Here is a 16995-nt window from a genome sequence, read left to right on the forward strand (position 1 = left end):
AGCCAATACGGGTCGGATACGCCTCAAAAGGGTGCGGTGCAATTCCGGCTCGATACAACAAGAGCGATTTGGAGGTTGTGAATGAAGATGTTGAAAACCACCCTGGCAGTCCTGACCGCTGCCGCCGCACTGGGCGCCGTGAGCACTGCCCAGGCCGGCGCCACCCTCGATGCGGTAAAGAAGAAGGGCTTCGTCCAGTGTGGCGTGAGCGACGGTCTTCCGGGCTTCTCGGTACCTGACGCGCAAGGCAAGATCGTCGGGATCGACGCCGATGTCTGCCGCGCCGTGGCCGCCGCCGTGTTCGGCGACGCGACCAAGGTCAAGTTCAGCCAGCTCAACGCCAAGGAACGCTTCACCGCCCTGCAGTCGGGCGAGGTCGACGTGCTGTCGCGCAACACCACCTGGACCAGCTCGCGCGATGCCGGCATGGGCCTGGTGTTCGCCGGTGTCACCTACTACGACGGCGTAGGCTTTTTGGTCAACAAGAAGCTGGGTGTCTCCAGCGCCAAGGAACTCGATGGCGCGACCATCTGTATCCAGGCCGGTACCACCACCGAGCTGAACGTGTCGGACTTCTTCCGCGCCAATAACCTCAAGTACACCCCGATCACCTTCGACACCTCGGACGAAAGCGCCAAGTCGCTGGAGTCGGGCCGTTGCGACGTGCTGACCTCGGACAAGTCGCAGCTGTTCGCCCAGCGTTCCAAGCTGGCCGCGCCGACCGACTACGTGGTACTGCCGGAAACCATCTCCAAGGAGCCGCTGGGCCCGGTGGTGCGTAAAGGCGACGAGGAGTGGTTCAGCATCGTCAAGTGGACCCTGTTCGCCATGCTCAACGCCGAAGAGGCGGGCGTCACCTCGAAGAATGTCGAGGCCGAAGCCAAAGGCACCAAGAACCCTGACGTCGCCCGCCTGCTGGGTGCAGACGGTGAGTACGGCAAGGACCTCAAGCTGCCCAAAGACTGGGTAGTGCAAATCGTGAAACAAGTCGGCAACTACGGCGAAGTGTTCGAGAAGAACCTGGGCCAGAGCACCGACCTGAAGATCGACCGTGGCATGAACGCCCTGTGGAACAACGGCGGCATCCAGTACGCGCCACCTGTGCGCTGATGGTTGCACCCTGCGGCGGCATCCCGCCGCCGCAGGCTGTTCGAATCCCTACTGTCCGGGGCACTTCATGCAAAATCAAATCGGCGCACCCAAGGGCTTGTCCCTGAACGATCCGCGTGTGCGCGCGTGGCTGTTCCAGATCCTCACGATCGTCTTCGTGGTGGGTCTGGGCTGGTACCTGTTCCACAACACACAAACCAACCTGCAACACCGGGGTATCACCTCGGGCTTCGACTTCCTCGACCGCAGTGCCGGCTTCGGCATCGCCCAGCACCTGATCCCCTATGTGGAATCCGACAGCTATGCGCGGGTGTTCGTCATCGGCCTGCTCAATACCCTGCTGGTGACCTTCATCGGCGTCATCCTGGCGACGATTCTGGGCTTCATCATCGGTGTGGCTCGCCTGTCACCGAACTGGATGATCAACAAGCTGGCGACCGTGTATGTGGAAACCTTCCGCAACATTCCGCCGTTGCTGCAGATCCTGTTCTGGTATTTCGCCGTGTTCCTGACCCTGCCGGGACCGCGGGGCAGCATCAACATCGACGATATGTTCTTCATCAGCAACCGTGGCCTGAACATGCCGGGCGCGTCCACGGCCGATGGCTTCTGGCCGTTCGTGGTTGCCTTGGCGGTGGCCATTGCGGCCATTGTCGTGATGGTGCGCCTGGCCAACAAGCGCTTCAACGAAACCGGCGTGCCGTTCCACAAGTTCTGGGTGGGGCTGGCGCTGTTCATTGCCATCCCGGGCCTGAGCGTGCTGTTGTTCGGCAGCCCGGTAAGCTGGGAAGTGCCGCAGCTCAAGGGCTTCAACTTTGTCGGTGGCTGGGTGCTGATCCCCGAACTGCTGGCGCTGACCTTGGCGCTGACTATCTATACGGCAGCTTTCATCGCTGAAATCGTGCGCTCGGGCATCCGTTCGGTCAGCCATGGCCAGACCGAGGCTGCGCGCTCGTTGGGCCTGCGCGAGGGCCCGACCCTGCGCAAGGTGATCATCCCCCAGGCACTGCGGGTGATCATTCCGCCGCTGACCAGCCAGTACCTGAACCTGGCGAAGAACTCTTCGCTGGCGGCCGGTATCGGCTACCCGGAGATGGTTTCGCTGTTCGCCGGCACCGTGCTCAATCAGACCGGCCAGGCCATCGAGGTGATTGCGATCACCATGAGTGTCTATCTCGCCATCAGCATCAGCATTTCGCTGCTGATGAACTGGTACAACAAGCGCATAGCGCTGATCGAGCGGTGAGGATACGCCCGTGAATGCCCATGTTTTCAAACCCGATATGCCGCCACCGGTGAAAACCGTCGGCGTGCTCGCATGGATGCGTGCCAATCTGTTCTCCAGCTGGCTCAACACGCTGTTGACCCTGCTCGCCATCTACCTGGTATGGCTGATCGTGCCACCGCTGCTGCAGTGGGCCTTGATCGACGCCAACTGGGTTGGTACCACCCGCGCCGACTGCACCAAGGAGGGCGCCTGCTGGGTGTTCGTGCAGCAGCGTTTCGGCCAGTTCATGTACGGCTACTACCCGGCCGAGCTGCGCTGGCGGGTGGACCTGACCGTGTGGCTTGCGGTCATCGGCGCTGCGCCGCTGTTCATCAAGCGCTTCCCACGCAAGGCCTTCTACGGCCTGGGCTTCCTGGTGCTGTACCCGGTGCTGGCCTACACCCTGCTGCATGGGGGTTACCTGGGCCTTGAAAGCGTACCGACCAGCCAGTGGGGCGGGCTGATGCTGACCCTGGTGATCGCCACCGTGGGTATCGTCGGCGCCTTGCCGCTGGGCATCCTGTTGGCCCTGGGCCGGCGTTCGAGGATGCCGGCCGTGAAGGTGGTGTGCGTTACCTTCATCGAGTTCTGGCGCGGCGTGCCGTTGATCACCGTGCTGTTCATGTCGTCGGTGATGCTGCCGTTGTTCCTGCCCGAAGGCATGAGCTTCGACAAGCTGCTGCGGGCGATGATCGGCGTGATCCTGTTCCAGTCGGCGTACATCGCCGAGGTGGTGCGCGGCGGTCTGCAGGCCATCCCCAAGGGCCAGTACGAAGCCGCTGCAGCCATGGGCCTGGGCTACTGGCGCTCGATGGGTCTGGTGATTCTGCCGCAGGCGCTCAAGCTGGTGATCCCCGGTATCGTCAACACCTTCATTGCCCTGTTCAAGGACACAAGCCTGGTGATCATCATCGGCCTGTTCGACCTGCTGAACAGCGTCAAGCAAGCTGCCGCCGACCCGGCCTGGCTGGGCATGGCTACCGAGGGCTATGTGTTCGCCGCCCTGGTGTTCTGGATTTTCTGTTTCGGTATGTCCCGCTACTCCATGCACCTGGAGCGCAAGCTGGACACTGGCCACAAGCGTTAGGAGTTTCGAAATGAGTGAAGCGATCAAGCAGCCTGCCGGCCCCGAAGGCATCATCCAGATGCAGGGTGTGAACAAGTGGTACGGCCAGTTTCATGTGCTCAAGGACATCAACCTGAACGTGCGCCAGGGCGAGCGCATCGTGTTGTGCGGGCCGTCCGGCTCGGGCAAGTCCACCACCATCCGTTGCCTCAACCGCCTGGAAGAGCACCAGCAAGGGCGCATCGTGGTTGATGGCGTCGAGCTGACCAACGACCTGAAGCAGATCGAGGCCATCCGCCGTGAAGTGGGCATGGTGTTTCAGCACTTCAACCTGTTCCCGCACCTGAGCATTCTGGAAAACTGCACCCTGGCGCCGATGTGGGTGCGCAAGATGCCGCGGCGCAAGGCCGAGGAAATTGCCATGCATTATCTGGAGCGGGTGCGTATTCCCGAGCAGGCGCACAAGTACCCGGGGCAGTTGTCCGGTGGCCAGCAGCAGCGTGTGGCGATTGCCCGTGCGTTGTGCATGAAACCAAAGATCATGCTGTTCGACGAGCCCACCTCGGCGCTGGACCCGGAAATGGTCAAGGAAGTGCTCGATACCATGGTAGGCCTGGCCGAAGATGGCATGACCATGCTCTGCGTCACCCACGAGATGGGCTTCGCCCGCACCGTGGCGAACCGGGTCATCTTCATGGATAAAGGCGAGATTGTGGAGCAGGCGGCGCCGGATGACTTCTTCGACCGGCCGCGCAGTGACCGGACCAGGTTGTTCCTGAGCCAGATTCTGCACTGATGCCGTAGCGGCTGCAGATGCGGTCAACTGTGGGAGCGGCCTTGTGTCGCGATTGGGCCGCATGGCGGCCCCGGGGATATGTGCTGCGAAGCTGAATTTCTGGGGCCGCTATGCGGCCCAATCGCGACACAAGGCCGCTCCCACAGGTTTGCGAAACAACCTGTATTGCGGCTTTATTTCTCTTCCGGGTTGGCAGCCGGTGCCGGCGGCGGCCGCAGCCCCACCTCGGCAATCAGCTTCAGCTGCTGTCCATTGCGCATCACCTCGATGGTGATCTTGTCAGTGGGCTTGATCCGCGCCACCTGGTTCATCGATTTGCGGCCGTCACCGGCCGGTTCGCCGTTGATGCTCAGGATCACGTCACCCAGTTGCAAGCCAGCCTTGGCCGCCGGCCCTTCGCGGAAGATACCGGCCACCACGATACCCGGGCGGTCTTTCATGCCGAACGATTCGGCCAGCTCCTGGCTCAGCGGCTGCACTTCGAGGCCCAGCCAGCCACGGATCACCTGGCCGTGTTCGACGATCGACTTCATCACCTCCAGTGCCAGTTTCACCGGGATGGCAAAGCCGATGCCCTGCGAACCGCCGGACTTGGAGAAGATCGCGGTGTTGATGCCGACCAGGTTGCCATTGGCATCGACCAGCGCGCCGCCCGAGTTGCCCGGGTTGATCGCTGCGTCGGTCTGGATGAAGTCTTCGTAGTTGTTCAGGCCCAGCTGGTTACGGCCGGTAGCGCTGATGATACCCATGGTCACGGTCTGGCCGACACCGAACGGGTTGCCGATGGCCAGCGACACGTCGCCGATGTGAATGGTGTCGGAGCGGCCGATGGTGATCGCCGGCAGGTTCTTCAGGTCGATCTTCAGCACCGCCAGGTCGGTTTCCGGGTCGCTGCCGATCACGCGGGCCAGGGTTTCGCGGCCATCTTTCAGGGCCACGACGATCTGGTCGGCGCCGCTGGTGACATGGTTGTTGGTCAGCAGGTAGCCCTCGGGGCTCATGATCACCGCCGAACCCAGGCTCGATTCCCAACGGCGCTGCTTGGGCAGGTTGTCGCCGAAGAAACGGCGGAACTGCGGGTCTTCGAACAGCGGATGGGCGCTCTTGTTCACCACCTTGGTGGTGTACAGGTTGACCACGGCGGGGGCAGCGAGCGTCACGGCGTCGGCGTACGACACCGGGCCTTGCATGATCCGCGTCGTCTGCGGCGCCTGTTGCAGGTTGACGTCCTGGCTGGGCAGGCCGACCCATTCCGGGAAACGCTGGATGATCAGCATGGCGATCAGTACGCCGGTAAGCAGGGGCCAGCCAAAGTAACGCAAAGCCTTGAACATGAACGAATCCTGGAAAGAGCGAGGGCCAGTGGCCGCGCAGTGGGGCATGAGCGCGCGGGATCATACACCGGTTCCCCCAGTGCCGGCGACGGCCCATAATGGCCGGCATTATACGGGCGTTCCATTGGCGTTGTGCCCGAGAAAAGCGCAGTTTTCGAGGAGATTTTCATGGCCGTCGCTCTAAACACCCTGGTCGAGGAAGCCGAGCGTTACCTGGGCAGCGCGAAGATCCAGGATTATTGCCCCAATGGCCTGCAAGTGGAGGGCCGGCCGCAGGTCAGCCGTATCGTCAGCGGCGTTACCGCCAGCCAGGCCTTGCTGGATGCTGCGGTCGAGGCCCAGGCCGACCTGGTGCTGGTGCACCATGGTTACTTCTGGAAGGGTGAGAACCCGTGCATTACCGGCATTCGCCAGCGTCGGCTGAAGACCTTGCTGAACAACGATATCAGCCTGCTGGCGTTTCACCTGCCGCTGGATGTGCACCCGGAGGTGGGTAATAACGTGCAGCTGGCGCGGCAACTGGACATCACCGTCGAAGGCCCGCTGGACCCGGAGAACCCCAAGGTGGTCGGGTTGGTCGGCTCACTGGCCGAACCCTTGACCGCGCGCGATTTTGCCCGGCGGGTTCAGGAAGTGCTGGGGCGTGAGCCGTTGCTGGTGGAGGGGGACCAGATGATCCGCCGGGTCGGCTGGTGCACCGGTGGCGGGCAGGGTTACATCGACACGGCGATTGCGGCCGGGGTGGACCTGTACCTTACCGGTGAGGCGTCGGAGCAGACCTACCACAGTGCGCGTGAGAATGGCGTCAGTTTCATTGCCGCCGGGCACCATGCCACCGAGCGTTACGGGGTGCAGGCGCTGGGGGATTACCTGGCGCGGCGGTTTGCCGTTGAGCACCTGTTCATCGATTGCCCGAACCCGATCTGATATCGGCGTCGCCTGCTTCGCGGGCACGCCCGCTCCCACAGGGATCGCACCAAGCCTGAGGGTGGCGCAGTACCTGTGGGAGCGGGCATGCCCGCGAAGAGGGCGGGCCTGGCAGCCCAAACCCCCAGTCATATCGTTAGACCTTTTCGATCTAGCCCGCCTTCTAAATAGAAGCACCCGCTGTGATAAAGTGGCTCGCTCGAACACGGCCCGCAGGCCGTCCATAAGATCGTTTTTCGTGAGTAGCCATGGTCGACAAACTGACGCACTTGAAACAGCTGGAGGCGGAAAGCATCCACATTATCCGCGAGGTGGCCGCCGAGTTCGACAACCCGGTGATGCTGTACTCGATCGGCAAGGATTCCGCCGTGATGCTGCACCTGGCGCGCAAGGCCTTCTTCCCGGGCAAGCTGCCGTTCCCGGTGATGCACGTCGACACCCAGTGGAAATTCCAGGAGATGTACAGCTTCCGCGACAAGATGGTCGAGGAAATGGGCCTGGAACTGATCACCCACGTCAACCCTGAGGGTGTGGCGCAGGGCATCAACCCGTTCACCCATGGCAGCTCCAAGCACACCGACATCATGAAGACCCAGGGCCTGAAGCAGGCATTGGACAAGCATGGTTTCGACGCCGCCTTCGGTGGCGCGCGCCGCGACGAAGAGAAGTCGCGGGCCAAGGAACGCGTGTACTCGTTCCGCGACAGCAAGCACCGCTGGGACCCTAAGAACCAGCGCCCCGAGCTGTGGAACGTGTACAACGGCAAGGTCAACAAGGGCGAGTCGATCCGCGTCTTCCCGCTGTCGAACTGGACCGAGCTGGACATCTGGCAGTACATCTACCTTGAAGGCATCCCGATCGTCCCGCTGTACTTCGCCGCCGAGCGTGAAGTCATCGAGAAGAACGGCACCCTGATCATGATCGACGACGAGCGCATCCTCGAGCACCTTTCCGAGGAAGAGAAAGCCCGTATCGTCAAGAAGAAGGTGCGTTTCCGTACCCTCGGCTGCTACCCGCTGACGGGCGCTGTCGAGTCGGAAGCCGAGACCCTGACGGACATCATTCAGGAAATGCTCCTGACCCGAACGTCCGAACGCCAGGGCCGTGTCATCGACCACGATGGCGCCGGTTCCATGGAAGACAAGAAACGCCAAGGCTACTTCTAATTTCAGGGTTACTCCATGTCGCACCAATCTGATCTGATCAGCGAGGACATCCTCGCCTACCTGGCCCAGCACGAGCGCAAGGAACTGCTGCGCTTTCTGACCTGCGGCAACGTCGACGACGGCAAGAGCACCCTGATCGGGCGCCTGCTGCACGACTCGAAGATGATCTACGAGGACCACCTCGAAGCCATCACCCGTGATTCGAAGAAAGTCGGCACCACTGGCGAAGAAATCGACCTGGCATTGCTGGTCGACGGCCTGCAGGCCGAGCGCGAGCAGGGCATCACCATCGATGTCGCCTACCGCTACTTCTCCACCGCCAAGCGCAAGTTCATCATCGCCGACACCCCGGGCCACGAGCAGTACACCCGCAACATGGCCACCGGTGCGTCCACCTGCGACCTGGCGATCATCCTGGTCGATGCCCGCTACGGCGTGCAGACCCAGACCCGTCGCCACAGCTACATTGCCTCGCTGCTGGGCATCAAGCACATCGTGGTCGCGGTCAACAAGATGGACCTCAAAGGCTTCGATGAGGGCGTGTTCGAGTCGATCAAGGCCGACTACCTGCAGTTTGCCGAGGCCATCAACCTGACCCCGAGCAGCCTGCAGTTCGTGCCGATGTCGGCGCTGAAGGGCGACAACGTGGTCAACCACAGCGAGCGTTCGCCGTGGTACGCCGGCCCGACGCTGATGGAAATCCTCGAAACCGTCGAGGTTGCGGCCGACCGCAACTTCACCGACCTGCGCTTCCCGGTGCAGTACGTGAACCGCCCGAACCTGAACTTCCGCGGCTTCGCCGGCACCATCGCCAGTGGCGTAGTGCACAAGGGTGACGAAATTGTCGTGCTGCCGTCGGGCAAGAGCAGCCGCGTCAAGTCCATCGTCACCTACGAAGGTGAGCTGGAAAACGCCGGCCCAGGCCAGGCCGTGACCCTGACCATGGAAGACGAGATCGACATCTCCCGTGGCGACCTGCTGGTACATGCCGACAACGTACCGCCAGTGACCGACCAGTTCGACGCCATGCTGGTGTGGATGGCCGAAGAGCCGATGCTGCCGGGCAAGAAGTACGACATCAAGCGCGCCACCAGCTATGTGCCGGGCTCGATTGCCAGCATCACCCACAAGGTCGATGTGAACACCCTGGAGCAGGGCGCTGCCAGCGCACTGCAACTGAACGAGATCGGCCGTGTGAAGGTTGCGCTGGACACCTCGATCGCCCTGGACGGCTACGACAGCAACCGCACCACCGGTGCGTTCATTGTCATCGACCGCCTGACCAACGGCACCGTTGGCGCCGGCATGATCATCGCTCCGCCTGTCCTGCCGCACGGCAGCACCGGCCAGCATGGCAAGCAGGCCCACGTGTCGACCGAAGAGCGTGCACTGCGCTTCGGCCAGCAGCCAGCCACCGTGCTGTTCAGCGGCCTGTCCGGCGCTGGCAAGAGCACCCTGGCCTATGCCGTGGAGCGCAAGCTGTTCGACATGGGGCGTGCGGTATACGTGCTCGACGGCCAGAACCTGCGCCACGACCTGAACAAGGGCCTGCCGCAAGACCGCGCCGGTCGCACCGAAAACTGGCGCCGCGCCGCCCATGTGGCGCGCCAGTTCAACGAAGCCGGCCTGCTGACCCTGGCTGCGTTCGTGGCCCCGGATGCCGAAGGCCGCGAACAGGCCAAGGCGCTGATCGGCAAGGACCGCCTGGTGACCGTTTACGTCCAGGCCTCGCCGCTGGCTTGCCGCGAGCGTGACCCGCAAGGCCTGTACGCGGCCGGTGGCGAAAACATCCCGGGCGAAAGCTTCCCGTTCGATGTGCCGCTGGATGCCGACCTTGTGATCGACACCCAGGCCACCAGCGTGGACGAAGGTGTGAAACTGGTGCTGGACGTACTGCGCCAGCGCGGCGCGATCTAAGCGCTAGCTTGCAAGGAAAACCCCGCTTCGGCGGGGTTTTTTGTTTCCGTCCCAACCGGCTTACGCGGCCAATATCCAGTGGAGGCCTCGTGTCGCGATGGGTTACGCGGCAGTGCCGGGTTTTATTTACAGGTTGACTGGTTGACAAGTTGACAGGATGAGAGAGGAAGCCTACCTTGATATGCAAGGAGCCTGTACAGGCTGGAGGAGAACCGATGGCAACCGCTACCCACGAAGCGATTCACCCTGCACTCGCGCACCTTGAAGCTGCCAAAGCTGCCCTGCGGCAGCGCTTTGAAGAGCACCTTGCGCGCGCTTCGGAAGCAGTGGTGCTTAAAGCACTTGGCCTTGCGGACGAGAAGGCTTTTGCTGCGCTTGCCAAAGTAGATATCGAAGCGAAGCGCAGTGTTGCCACACGTAACCAAGAGGCTATGGCCAGGATGAAAGCACGTGCATTCGAGCGTGTGGCCAGTCGTTGTGAACTCCTGGACGCCAAGGCCGCTTGTGAAATTCTGGGGATTACCAAACAGGCCCTGAGTCAGAAGACAAAGGCAGGGAAGCTGCTCGCCTATACCAATACTGGCAATCGCAGGAAATTCTATCCGTCGTTTCAATTCACCGACAACAAGCCTAAGCCGGTTGTAGAGGCACTGTTTTGGTCGCTCGCTGTGGACCCGGCAGATACCGAAGCGATGAATTTTCTGGTTCAGCACCTCGTCGGCAGCATGGATTATTCCGAGCCTGGAGAACCACGTAATGTGGTGCCACGCTTTGAGTTGCTGAATGACGATGCGGCCATGGAAATCATCAAGCGCGATTTTGTGAACGCGTTTGAAGCAGGACAGTGAAGATCTTCCAGGGTTGGGTTCTGCAGCTATTCCAGCGCTACGCCCAGACTGCACAGAAATTCTACTACCGTTTCACCGTTCGGCAGCACTGCAATGCTCACAGGCTGATGGCTTATTGCTTGGATCTGGGTTGAGCGACCTTCGAATAATACAATGTTGCAACCTTCCATGGCGCCGGTGACGGTATAGACCGCAGACAGATAGAGCAGGCCATCAACATGGTCTTGGCTCATGCACACCTGGCTGATTTTACGCGTGAGGGCGTAACCTTCTTTGCCTTGACCCTTGGCCTGAACGATGTCCCGGATTTTGTGATGAGTAGCCCGATTCGCCAGGGCAGCTACGTCCACCAAGCACAATTTGCGCGCCGCCTTTAGCAGGTGTAGCGAGGCCTGTTGCAGTTGCGAGAAACGCACCGGTTGATCATCGACACCTTGGCCTGGCTGGAACGACTCGGCCACGGCAACCTCTGCGGAACAACCCAGGTAGTAAACGCCAACACGTTTGGACGGGTCGGCGTAGCGGGTATCGGAATCGGCGCGGTAGTTCACGGGGTTGGCGTCGTAGCGACAAGGTTGAACCCTGTGTAAAAACGTGTTTGCCGGGAGCTGTTTCAGCAGCTCCGGATACTTGTTCAGTGCGTCGAGAACTTGATCGGTTATTTCATTCACGGATGGATGTGCTCATGGCAAATCCCTGGGCGCGGAAAGGCCCTTCGATTGCCTCCATGCCACGATGCGGGTCATGACCTGCTCGGCGCAGTCTTGCGGCTTATCTTCGGTGTAATAGGTCAGGTCGGAACCATCGGGGTGCGCAACCAGCTCGATAAAATGCTCCAGCAGTCTGTCCTGCCAGTCCTGGGAGCCTGTCGCCTGAATCAACGCGTCAACAATCGACCGGAACTCGCTGTATGAATAGTCTGCCAGGCTGTGCTTCAAGCTGATCACAATGGCATCTCCGATGAAAGCGTGTATTGCATGGCGCTCATGATCCGCAGGTTTTCAGCGTCGTACATCAGTCCACCCCACTCGGGTGGGGCTAGGTGGCATATCTGATAGGAGCGCAGTCCCATTACCGTTTCATAGAATGGCGCGCGAGGGGGCCAGCCTTTCTTGAGGCGGTTGAGCTGGGCGGGGATGAATTGCTGGCTGTCGATTGGGTCTTCTGCGATGGCTAGCCAGAAGGACCGGGAGAAGTGGTCGAAATTCTTGAATGCTTGTCCTGACAGTTTTTTTGCTATGTATTCTGGAAGAATGGTGGCCATTTCAGCAATTTTCTCAGTTGATAGTGAGTTGAAGTCTATCGTCCGAACGCAGCTCAGTATGCATGGTGGAGTTGAGTATCTTGTGCGAGTTGTTTGACTGGGGTGTAGGACTTTTCTCTTTGCGCTTTTTTATTTAGAGAATTGACACCCCGCGTTAGCGGGGTGTTAGGTTTACTCCGCTTTGAAGCCTGGTTTGTTGTTGGCTGCGCGCCATTTTTTTATGATGCGTACAATTTCTTCCGGTGTGTCCAGTCCGTCTGCTTCAGGCCAATATATGAGGTCTGAACCATTTGGGTGTTCGGTTAATAACTTGAATTTCATGATCCTTGCGTCGAGCTCATGCTCGCTCAAGTCATCAGGAGGGTTCGTAATGGAGTTTATAAACTCCAGGAATTCGAGCTCGGTGTATTCGGAAATGCTATTTTTTTGATTCATTCGGATGTCCCGTAGTGGATGCTATTATGCGCTGCCGGTGTTACCACTCTCAGGTTATCAATATCGTAGACAGCTCCGTTTTCGGAGATTGGTATGACGTGATGGAGTATGAAGGTTGCGTGTCCTTTGTAATGGTCTTGGTCACGTGCTTTGGGGGCATGTCCTTTGGACATAAGATTTCTATTCACAATGTTAAATTGGCTAGACAGCTCAGAGGTTTCGGCTACAGCCTTCCAGAATGTAGATCTGAAAGCATCGAAATCCCGAAACTCTCTATCTCTAAGCACATCTGCAATCTGTGTTGGAATTGCAGCCCCGGTCAGCCTTGCTGCCTCACCGAGCCAGACACCATTGGTGTGCGAGCCCTGCCCTGTAGCAATACCAGGCTCATATCGCGGGCTTTTGAACACCACCAGAATAGGCGGTAAACCCGAGTCCATGGGGAAGGTGATGATCAGCCGTTCCTGGTCCAGCAAATCCAGCGCCGGGTAACCCTCTGTTTCGGTACTGACGGGGTTCAGGGTACTGCCGGTGTAAACGACGGTACCGGGCGGCGCTGGCGGCAAGCTGGTAGAACTTCCACCTTCACCGCCCGGCGCGCTGGCAGGTGTCCAGGTCAAAATCCGCTGCGGGTTATCCAGCGCCAGGCTGTAGACCTGCCGCTCACTGTCGAATGTCGCAGCGCGTACCGGTACCGATTTACCCCCAGCCACCACATACAGGTCCATGCCATTCTGGTGCTCGGATCCAGCCAGCAGATACGGCAGATCGATGCTGGTTGATGACGCTGCCAAGGTTGCAAGGTCAGGCCCACCGGGTGGCGTAAGGCTGGCTAGAGGGGTGCTGATAAGATAACGGCGCTCACTGTTACCCAGCGTTGACGGCCAGGCCATCGCAAGAGTGCCTACTGCAAGCGAAGGGATAGTCGTAGCAACAAGGCGGGCAATCGCGGTCGTGATTGCTTCACCCAAAGCCGAGTAAGCCGCTTCGGCTACTGCAAAAGAGGTAGCACCAATGGGGATTACGGCAGGCGTCAGTCCCGCCAGACGCGCTTCATTGATATAGGAAATGCTCCGCCGCAGAGTCTCTTGCCTTAGCCGCTCGGCATCTGCAGCCAAGCGCTCAGCTTCGGCCTGCTGGTGTGCAGCTTCTTCCTGTGCGGCGAGTTGACCTTGGAGGTTCTCCACTTCAGCGGCGCGCTGCATCAGGTGTTGCGTGGCACCTGCATATACGCCCAGGAATCTGATCGATTCGGTTAGCGCCAGTGCGAGGTGGTATTCCTGCCAGCGCGGGCCAGCCCGGCGTAAACGTTGTTCATCTACAAGATGCAAAAGCCCTTCAAGTTGAGGCTTCGACAGAGGGGTGTTGATACGGGGATTATGATTATGGTACAGCGGAATTTGTGATTGCTTGGCCTGCACCAAGGCAGCAGCGGTTGCCAGATAGGCGCTGAAGGTTTGAACAAGCGTGAGCGCGTCGTCAATGACGGTTTGCCCCAGCTCATGCTGAAGGACGTTGGGTAAACAATCGAAATGTATCTGCCGCTCTGCGTGAATCTGAGCTGTTCTGCGCGCGATCACTTCCACCAGATTTGGAGGCTGATGGTTGAGCTCCTCCTGATCCACTTGCCTTGCGAGGCCCTCAAGTTCGTCTGCCAGCGCTTGGTGCTTTTGAGCTTCGATGTGTAAGCGGTACGTGCCTTCCCAAGACCTCTGCAGCCTCGTGGCCCATTCCACACCTAGCTCTTGGCCTGTTGTTGCTGCGAAGAAGCCCGGGTCCAGAAACCGGCTCATCATTGAATCGCCGCGCTTGTAGAATGCGGGTACGCCAAAGTAGTTACTGGCGTCGGGTAAGATCTGCAAATAACCATCACGAATCTGACTGATTTGCGATGACAGGATTTGTTGTTCTGTTGAGAGCGTTGATGTCGCGCCGTTTGTACTGTTCGCCTCGGCTTTGATCTGGGCTTTCAGTGCAGTAATGGTTTCAGGGAGCTGGTTTACTTCGTGAGCATATTTTTCTGAATAGTCCTTCTCGATGATCTGAAATTCTTCTGTCAGCACTCTGCGAGTGGAGATAACCCGTGCAATGTCATTTTTGGTTGGACTGGTGCCGCGTGGATAACCATCGCTTAGCCCCCAGCCACCTGAGCCCGGTCCACCACCACCTCCCCCCATCAACCTTAGTTCGGCACCTGTTGGTGCTTGCGCACTGATGTACAGCGCTTCATCGAGATAATACGTGTTGTCACGTGCCATGTAGGTTCTCCTGGTCACTACACGGGCTAGCTTTATATATATTGAATTCGCGGTATGTCAGCTGCGGCCTGTCAATCGGTAGGAAGCTTCCTGGCACTCGGAAAGATCTGTCTTAGATGTGTTTTTCCGACACAGGTATTACCCTTTTCTCCTTCACCGCCTTGTAGGAAAAACTCGAATAGATCTCCTTCACCCCCGGCAGCCGTTGCAGCACTTCCCGGGTAAATTCGCCAAACGACTCCAGGTCCCGCGCCAGAATCTCCAGCAAAAAGTCATAGCGCCCGGAGATGTTGTGGCAGGCGACGATTTCGGGGATTTCCATCAGCCGCTGCTCGAATGCCAGCGCCATGTCCTTGGTGTGGGAGTCCATCATGATGCTGACGAAGGCTGTCACGCCAAACCCCAGTGACTTTGGCGAGAGGATGGCCTGATAGCCGGTGATGTAGCCGTTGTCTTCGAGCAGCTTGACCCTTCGCCAGCATGGCGAGGTGGTCAGCGCCACCTGGTCGGCAAGTTCGGCGACGGTGAGGCGGGCGTTGTCCTGCAAGGCGGCGAGCAGGGCACGGTCGGTGCGGTCGAGGCTTGAAGGCATGTTTTGCCCTCCTGGTCCGTTAATTGTTGTTTTTGTTCCAGCAAGCACGCAGATGCGTGGGCTATTTTGGAAAAAATCGGGCAGCTCGGTGGCATAAGCTTATAGCAAACCACAAGAGGCTGTTGCCATGCGCGACTCCCATAACAACACCGGTTTTTCCACACGGGCCATTCACCATGGCTACGACCCGCTTTCCCACGGTGGCGCCCTGGTGCCACCGGTGTACCAGACCGCTACCTATGCCTTCCCGACTGTCGAATACGGCGCTGCCTGCTTTGCCGGGGAGGAGGCGGGGCACTTCTACAGCCGCATCTCCAACCCCACACTGGCCTTGCTTGAGCAACGCATGGCCTCGCTGGAGGGCGGCGAGGCGGGATTGGCGCTGGCGTCGGGGATGGGGGCCATTACTTCGACCATCTGGACCCTGCTGCGGCCTGGTGATGAGCTGATCGTCGGGCGCACCTTATATGGCTGCACCTTTGCATTCCTGCACCATGGCATCGGCGAGTTCGGTGTCAAGATTCACCATGTTGACCTCAACGATGCCGAAGCCCTGAAAGCGACGATCAACAGCAAAACGCGGATGATCTACTTCGAAACACCGGCCAACCCCAATATGCAACTGGTAGACATACCTGCGGTTGTCGAGGCGGTGCGAGGGCATGATGTGCTTGTGGTGGTCGACAACACCTACTGCACGCCTTACCTGCAGCGGCCGCTGGAACTTGGGGCCGACCTGGTAGTGCATTCGGCGACCAAGTACCTCAGTGGTCATGGCGACATTACCGCCGGCCTGGTGGTGGGGCGCAAGGCGCTGGTCGACCGCATTCGCCTGGAAGGGCTGAAAGACATGACCGGGGCTGTGCTTTCGCCGCATGACGCTTCGCTATTGATGCGCGGTATCAAGACCTTGGCTCTGCGCATGGACCGCCACTGCGCCAATGCGTTGCAGGTGGCGCAGTTCTTGGCTCGGCAGCCGCAGGTGGAGCTTCTTCACTACCCGGGGTTGCCGTCGTTTGCCCAGTACGAACTGGCACAGCGGCAGATGCGTTTGCCGGGCGGGATGATTGCCTTTGAGCTCAAGGGGGGGATCGAGGCTGGGCGGCGTTTCATGAATGCGCTGCAGCTGTTTGCCCGGGCAGTGAGCCTGGGGGATGCCGAGTCGCTGGCGCAGCACCCGGCGAGCATGACGCACTCCAGTTACACGCCGGAGGAGCGGGCGCATCATGGGATATCGGAGGGGTTGGTGAGGTTGTCCGTGGGGCTGGAGGATGTGGAAGACCTGCTAGCGGATGTCGAGCAGGCATTGCAGGCTTGCTGTTAGGTAGCCTGCCCCGGCCTCTTCGCGGGCACGCCCGCTCCCACAGGTACACCACAGCATTCGAAATCTGTGAAATACCTGTGGGAGCGGGCGTGCCCGCGAAGGGGTCAGTGAATCCAGCCCACAAAAAAGGCCTCTTGCGAGGCCTTTTTCATGTTCAGCAGATCAACGCTTGAGCCCGTAGCTCTCGTCGAGCATGCCCGGCGAGTTCGGCGCTTTTGGCGCATAGTCGCGTGGCACTTCGGCGGTGTCCTTCGGCGGAGTCAGGCGGTCACGGGGGCCTTGCGACGCTTCGGAATGCAGGGCAGCCAGCAGGCGCTGGCGAGTGACTTCATCGAGGGCCAGGCTGTTGGCGCCTTCGGCCAGGTGATCCTGTACGTCCTGGTAGCTCTGGGTCAGTTTCTTGACCAGCATGGCGGTGCTGTTGAAGTGGGTGACCACTTCGTTCTGGTAGCTGTCGAAGCGCTTCTGGATGTCATCCAGTTGGCGCTGGGTGTTGCTCGGCGCCGCGTTGGGCAGCAGGCGGGCAACAATGAAACCGACCGCCACACCGATGACCAGGGCCAGGGTTGGCAACAACCAAACAAGGAGCGAGAGTTCCACGAGTCCTTCCTCTATAAACGGCTTTGCTTTACGTTAACGGCTCAGACCTGCGCTGTATACCGCGAGCGATCGCAAATCAGAACAGAATTCC

17 protein-coding genes are annotated in these 16995 nt (G+C 59.7%); 9 read left to right on the top strand and 8 right to left on the bottom strand.

Annotation, left to right across the window (positions count from 1 at the left end; translation table 11 throughout):
• The first annotated feature begins 81 nt into the window (after nucleotides 1-81).
• The 4 genes from AK81_RS07595 to AK81_RS07610 all read left to right on the top strand — a co-directional run bounded on the left by AK81_RS07595 (nucleotide 82) and on the right by AK81_RS07610 (nucleotide 4239).
• On the top strand, nucleotides 82-1110 hold the full coding sequence (locus tag AK81_RS07595; protein ID WP_043197986.1) for an amino acid ABC transporter substrate-binding protein: 1029 nt from the start codon (nucleotides 82-84) through the stop codon (nucleotides 1108-1110).
• A 67-nt stretch (nucleotides 1111-1177) separates the two neighbouring features.
• A complete protein-coding gene (locus tag AK81_RS07600) occupies nucleotides 1178-2356 on the top strand; it encodes an amino acid ABC transporter permease (RefSeq protein ID WP_043197987.1) in 1179 nt (392 codons plus the stop codon).
• 10 nt (nucleotides 2357-2366) lie between these two features.
• Complete coding sequence (locus tag AK81_RS07605; RefSeq protein ID WP_019470615.1) at nucleotides 2367-3464, top strand: amino acid ABC transporter permease; 1098 nt, start codon at nucleotides 2367-2369, stop codon at nucleotides 3462-3464.
• Between the two features lie 10 nt (nucleotides 3465-3474).
• On the top strand, nucleotides 3475-4239 hold the full coding sequence (locus tag AK81_RS07610; RefSeq protein ID WP_016498022.1) for an amino acid ABC transporter ATP-binding protein: 765 nt from the start codon (nucleotides 3475-3477) through the stop codon (nucleotides 4237-4239).
• Nucleotides 4240-4412: 173 nt separating this feature from the next.
• Here AK81_RS07610 and algW read toward each other — a convergent pair whose 3' ends face one another.
• A complete protein-coding gene (algW, locus tag AK81_RS07615) occupies nucleotides 4413-5573 on the bottom strand; it encodes a Do family serine endopeptidase AlgW (RefSeq protein WP_043197990.1) in 1161 nt (386 codons plus the stop codon).
• A 168-nt stretch (nucleotides 5574-5741) separates the two neighbouring features.
• Here algW and AK81_RS07620 point away from each other — a divergent pair, with 168 nt between their 5' ends.
• The 4 genes from AK81_RS07620 to AK81_RS07635 all read left to right on the top strand — a co-directional run bounded on the left by AK81_RS07620 (nucleotide 5742) and on the right by AK81_RS07635 (nucleotide 10431).
• Nucleotides 5742-6500: a Nif3-like dinuclear metal center hexameric protein gene (locus AK81_RS07620; protein WP_043197992.1), complete on the top strand. Its 759-nt coding sequence runs from the start codon at nucleotides 5742-5744 to the stop codon at nucleotides 6498-6500.
• Nucleotides 6501-6748: 248 nt separating this feature from the next.
• A complete protein-coding gene (gene cysD / locus AK81_RS07625; RefSeq protein WP_003251799.1) occupies nucleotides 6749-7666 on the top strand; it encodes a sulfate adenylyltransferase subunit CysD in 918 nt (305 codons plus the stop codon).
• A 15-nt stretch (nucleotides 7667-7681) separates the two neighbouring features.
• Nucleotides 7682-9583: a sulfate adenylyltransferase subunit CysN gene (gene cysN / locus AK81_RS07630; RefSeq protein ID WP_043197995.1), complete on the top strand. Its 1902-nt coding sequence runs from the start codon at nucleotides 7682-7684 to the stop codon at nucleotides 9581-9583.
• 215 nt (nucleotides 9584-9798) lie between these two features.
• On the top strand, nucleotides 9799-10431 hold the full coding sequence (locus AK81_RS07635) for a hypothetical protein (RefSeq protein WP_193393747.1): 633 nt from the start codon (nucleotides 9799-9801) through the stop codon (nucleotides 10429-10431).
• A gap of 26 nt (nucleotides 10432-10457) precedes the next feature.
• Here the strand turns inward: AK81_RS07635 and AK81_RS07640 are convergent, their stop codons facing one another.
• The 6 genes from AK81_RS07640 to AK81_RS07665 form a co-directional block, all read right to left on the bottom strand.
• Nucleotides 10458-11102: an RES family NAD+ phosphorylase gene (locus AK81_RS07640; protein ID WP_043197996.1), complete on the bottom strand. Its 645-nt coding sequence runs from the start codon at nucleotides 11100-11102 to the stop codon at nucleotides 10458-10460.
• Between the two features lie 12 nt (nucleotides 11103-11114).
• Nucleotides 11115-11378: a bacteriocin immunity protein gene (locus AK81_RS07645; RefSeq protein WP_241496065.1), complete on the bottom strand. Its 264-nt coding sequence runs from the start codon at nucleotides 11376-11378 to the stop codon at nucleotides 11115-11117.
• A complete protein-coding gene (locus AK81_RS07650) occupies nucleotides 11375-11695 on the bottom strand; it encodes an S-type Pyocin (RefSeq protein ID WP_043197999.1) in 321 nt (106 codons plus the stop codon). Before AK81_RS07650 ends, AK81_RS07645 begins: the two co-directional genes overlap by 4 nt.
• 171 nt (nucleotides 11696-11866) lie before the next feature.
• Nucleotides 11867-12130 (bottom strand): bacteriocin immunity protein, encoded by a 264-nt coding sequence (locus tag AK81_RS07655; RefSeq protein ID WP_043198000.1) that lies wholly within the window; start codon nucleotides 12128-12130, stop codon nucleotides 11867-11869.
• A complete protein-coding gene (locus AK81_RS07660; protein WP_043198001.1) occupies nucleotides 12127-14388 on the bottom strand; it encodes an S-type pyocin domain-containing protein in 2262 nt (753 codons plus the stop codon). The genes AK81_RS07655 and AK81_RS07660 overlap by 4 nt, the downstream gene beginning before the upstream one ends.
• 112 nt (nucleotides 14389-14500) lie before the next feature.
• Nucleotides 14501-14980: an Lrp/AsnC family transcriptional regulator gene (locus AK81_RS07665; RefSeq protein ID WP_016488989.1), complete on the bottom strand. Its 480-nt coding sequence runs from the start codon at nucleotides 14978-14980 to the stop codon at nucleotides 14501-14503.
• Between the two features lie 127 nt (nucleotides 14981-15107).
• Between AK81_RS07665 and AK81_RS07670 the strand changes: the two genes are divergently transcribed.
• Nucleotides 15108-16304 carry a methionine gamma-lyase gene (locus tag AK81_RS07670; protein ID WP_043198003.1) on the top strand — a complete coding sequence of 399 codons (1197 nt, stop codon included), beginning with the start codon at nucleotides 15108-15110 and terminating at the stop codon, nucleotides 16302-16304.
• 162 nt (nucleotides 16305-16466) lie between these two features.
• On the opposite strand, the gene AK81_RS07675 is transcribed toward AK81_RS07670, so the two are convergent.
• Nucleotides 16467-16904 (bottom strand): YhcB family protein, encoded by a 438-nt coding sequence (locus tag AK81_RS07675; protein ID WP_043198004.1) that lies wholly within the window; start codon nucleotides 16902-16904, stop codon nucleotides 16467-16469.
• Nucleotides 16905-16995: the final 91 nt, after the last annotated feature.

This window comes from Pseudomonas putida W15Oct28, from assembly GCF_000708715.2.
In the GTDB taxonomy this organism is placed as follows: domain Bacteria; phylum Pseudomonadota; class Gammaproteobacteria; order Pseudomonadales; family Pseudomonadaceae; genus Aquipseudomonas; species Aquipseudomonas putida_R.

Excerpts from the sequence above, each read along its gene's own strand:
- AK81_RS07595 (WP_043197986.1), top strand. The coding sequence starts at position 82 with ATGAAGATGTTGAAAACCACCCTGGCAGTCCTGACCGCTGCCGCCGCA.
- AK81_RS07600 (WP_043197987.1), top strand. The coding sequence starts at position 1,178 with ATGCAAAATCAAATCGGCGCACCCAAGGGCTTGTCCCTGAACGATCCG.
- AK81_RS07610 (WP_016498022.1), top strand. The coding sequence starts at position 3,475 with ATGAGTGAAGCGATCAAGCAGCCTGCCGGCCCCGAAGGCATCATCCAG.
- algW (WP_043197990.1), bottom strand. The coding sequence starts at position 5,573 with ATGTTCAAGGCTTTGCGTTACTTTGGCTGGCCCCTGCTTACCGGCGTA.
- AK81_RS07620 (WP_043197992.1), top strand. The coding sequence starts at position 5,742 with ATGGCCGTCGCTCTAAACACCCTGGTCGAGGAAGCCGAGCGTTACCTG.
- cysD (WP_003251799.1), top strand. The coding sequence starts at position 6,749 with ATGGTCGACAAACTGACGCACTTGAAACAGCTGGAGGCGGAAAGCATC.
- cysN (WP_043197995.1), top strand. The coding sequence starts at position 7,682 with ATGTCGCACCAATCTGATCTGATCAGCGAGGACATCCTCGCCTACCTG.
- AK81_RS07635 (WP_193393747.1), top strand. The coding sequence starts at position 9,799 with ATGGCAACCGCTACCCACGAAGCGATTCACCCTGCACTCGCGCACCTT.
- AK81_RS07650 (WP_043197999.1), bottom strand. The coding sequence starts at position 11,695 with ATGGCCACCATTCTTCCAGAATACATAGCAAAAAAACTGTCAGGACAA.
- AK81_RS07655 (WP_043198000.1), bottom strand. The coding sequence starts at position 12,130 with ATGAATCAAAAAAATAGCATTTCCGAATACACCGAGCTCGAATTCCTG.
- AK81_RS07660 (WP_043198001.1), bottom strand. The coding sequence starts at position 14,388 with ATGGCACGTGACAACACGTATTATCTCGATGAAGCGCTGTACATCAGT.
- AK81_RS07665 (WP_016488989.1), bottom strand. The coding sequence starts at position 14,980 with ATGCCTTCAAGCCTCGACCGCACCGACCGTGCCCTGCTCGCCGCCTTG.
- AK81_RS07670 (WP_043198003.1), top strand. The coding sequence starts at position 15,108 with ATGCGCGACTCCCATAACAACACCGGTTTTTCCACACGGGCCATTCAC.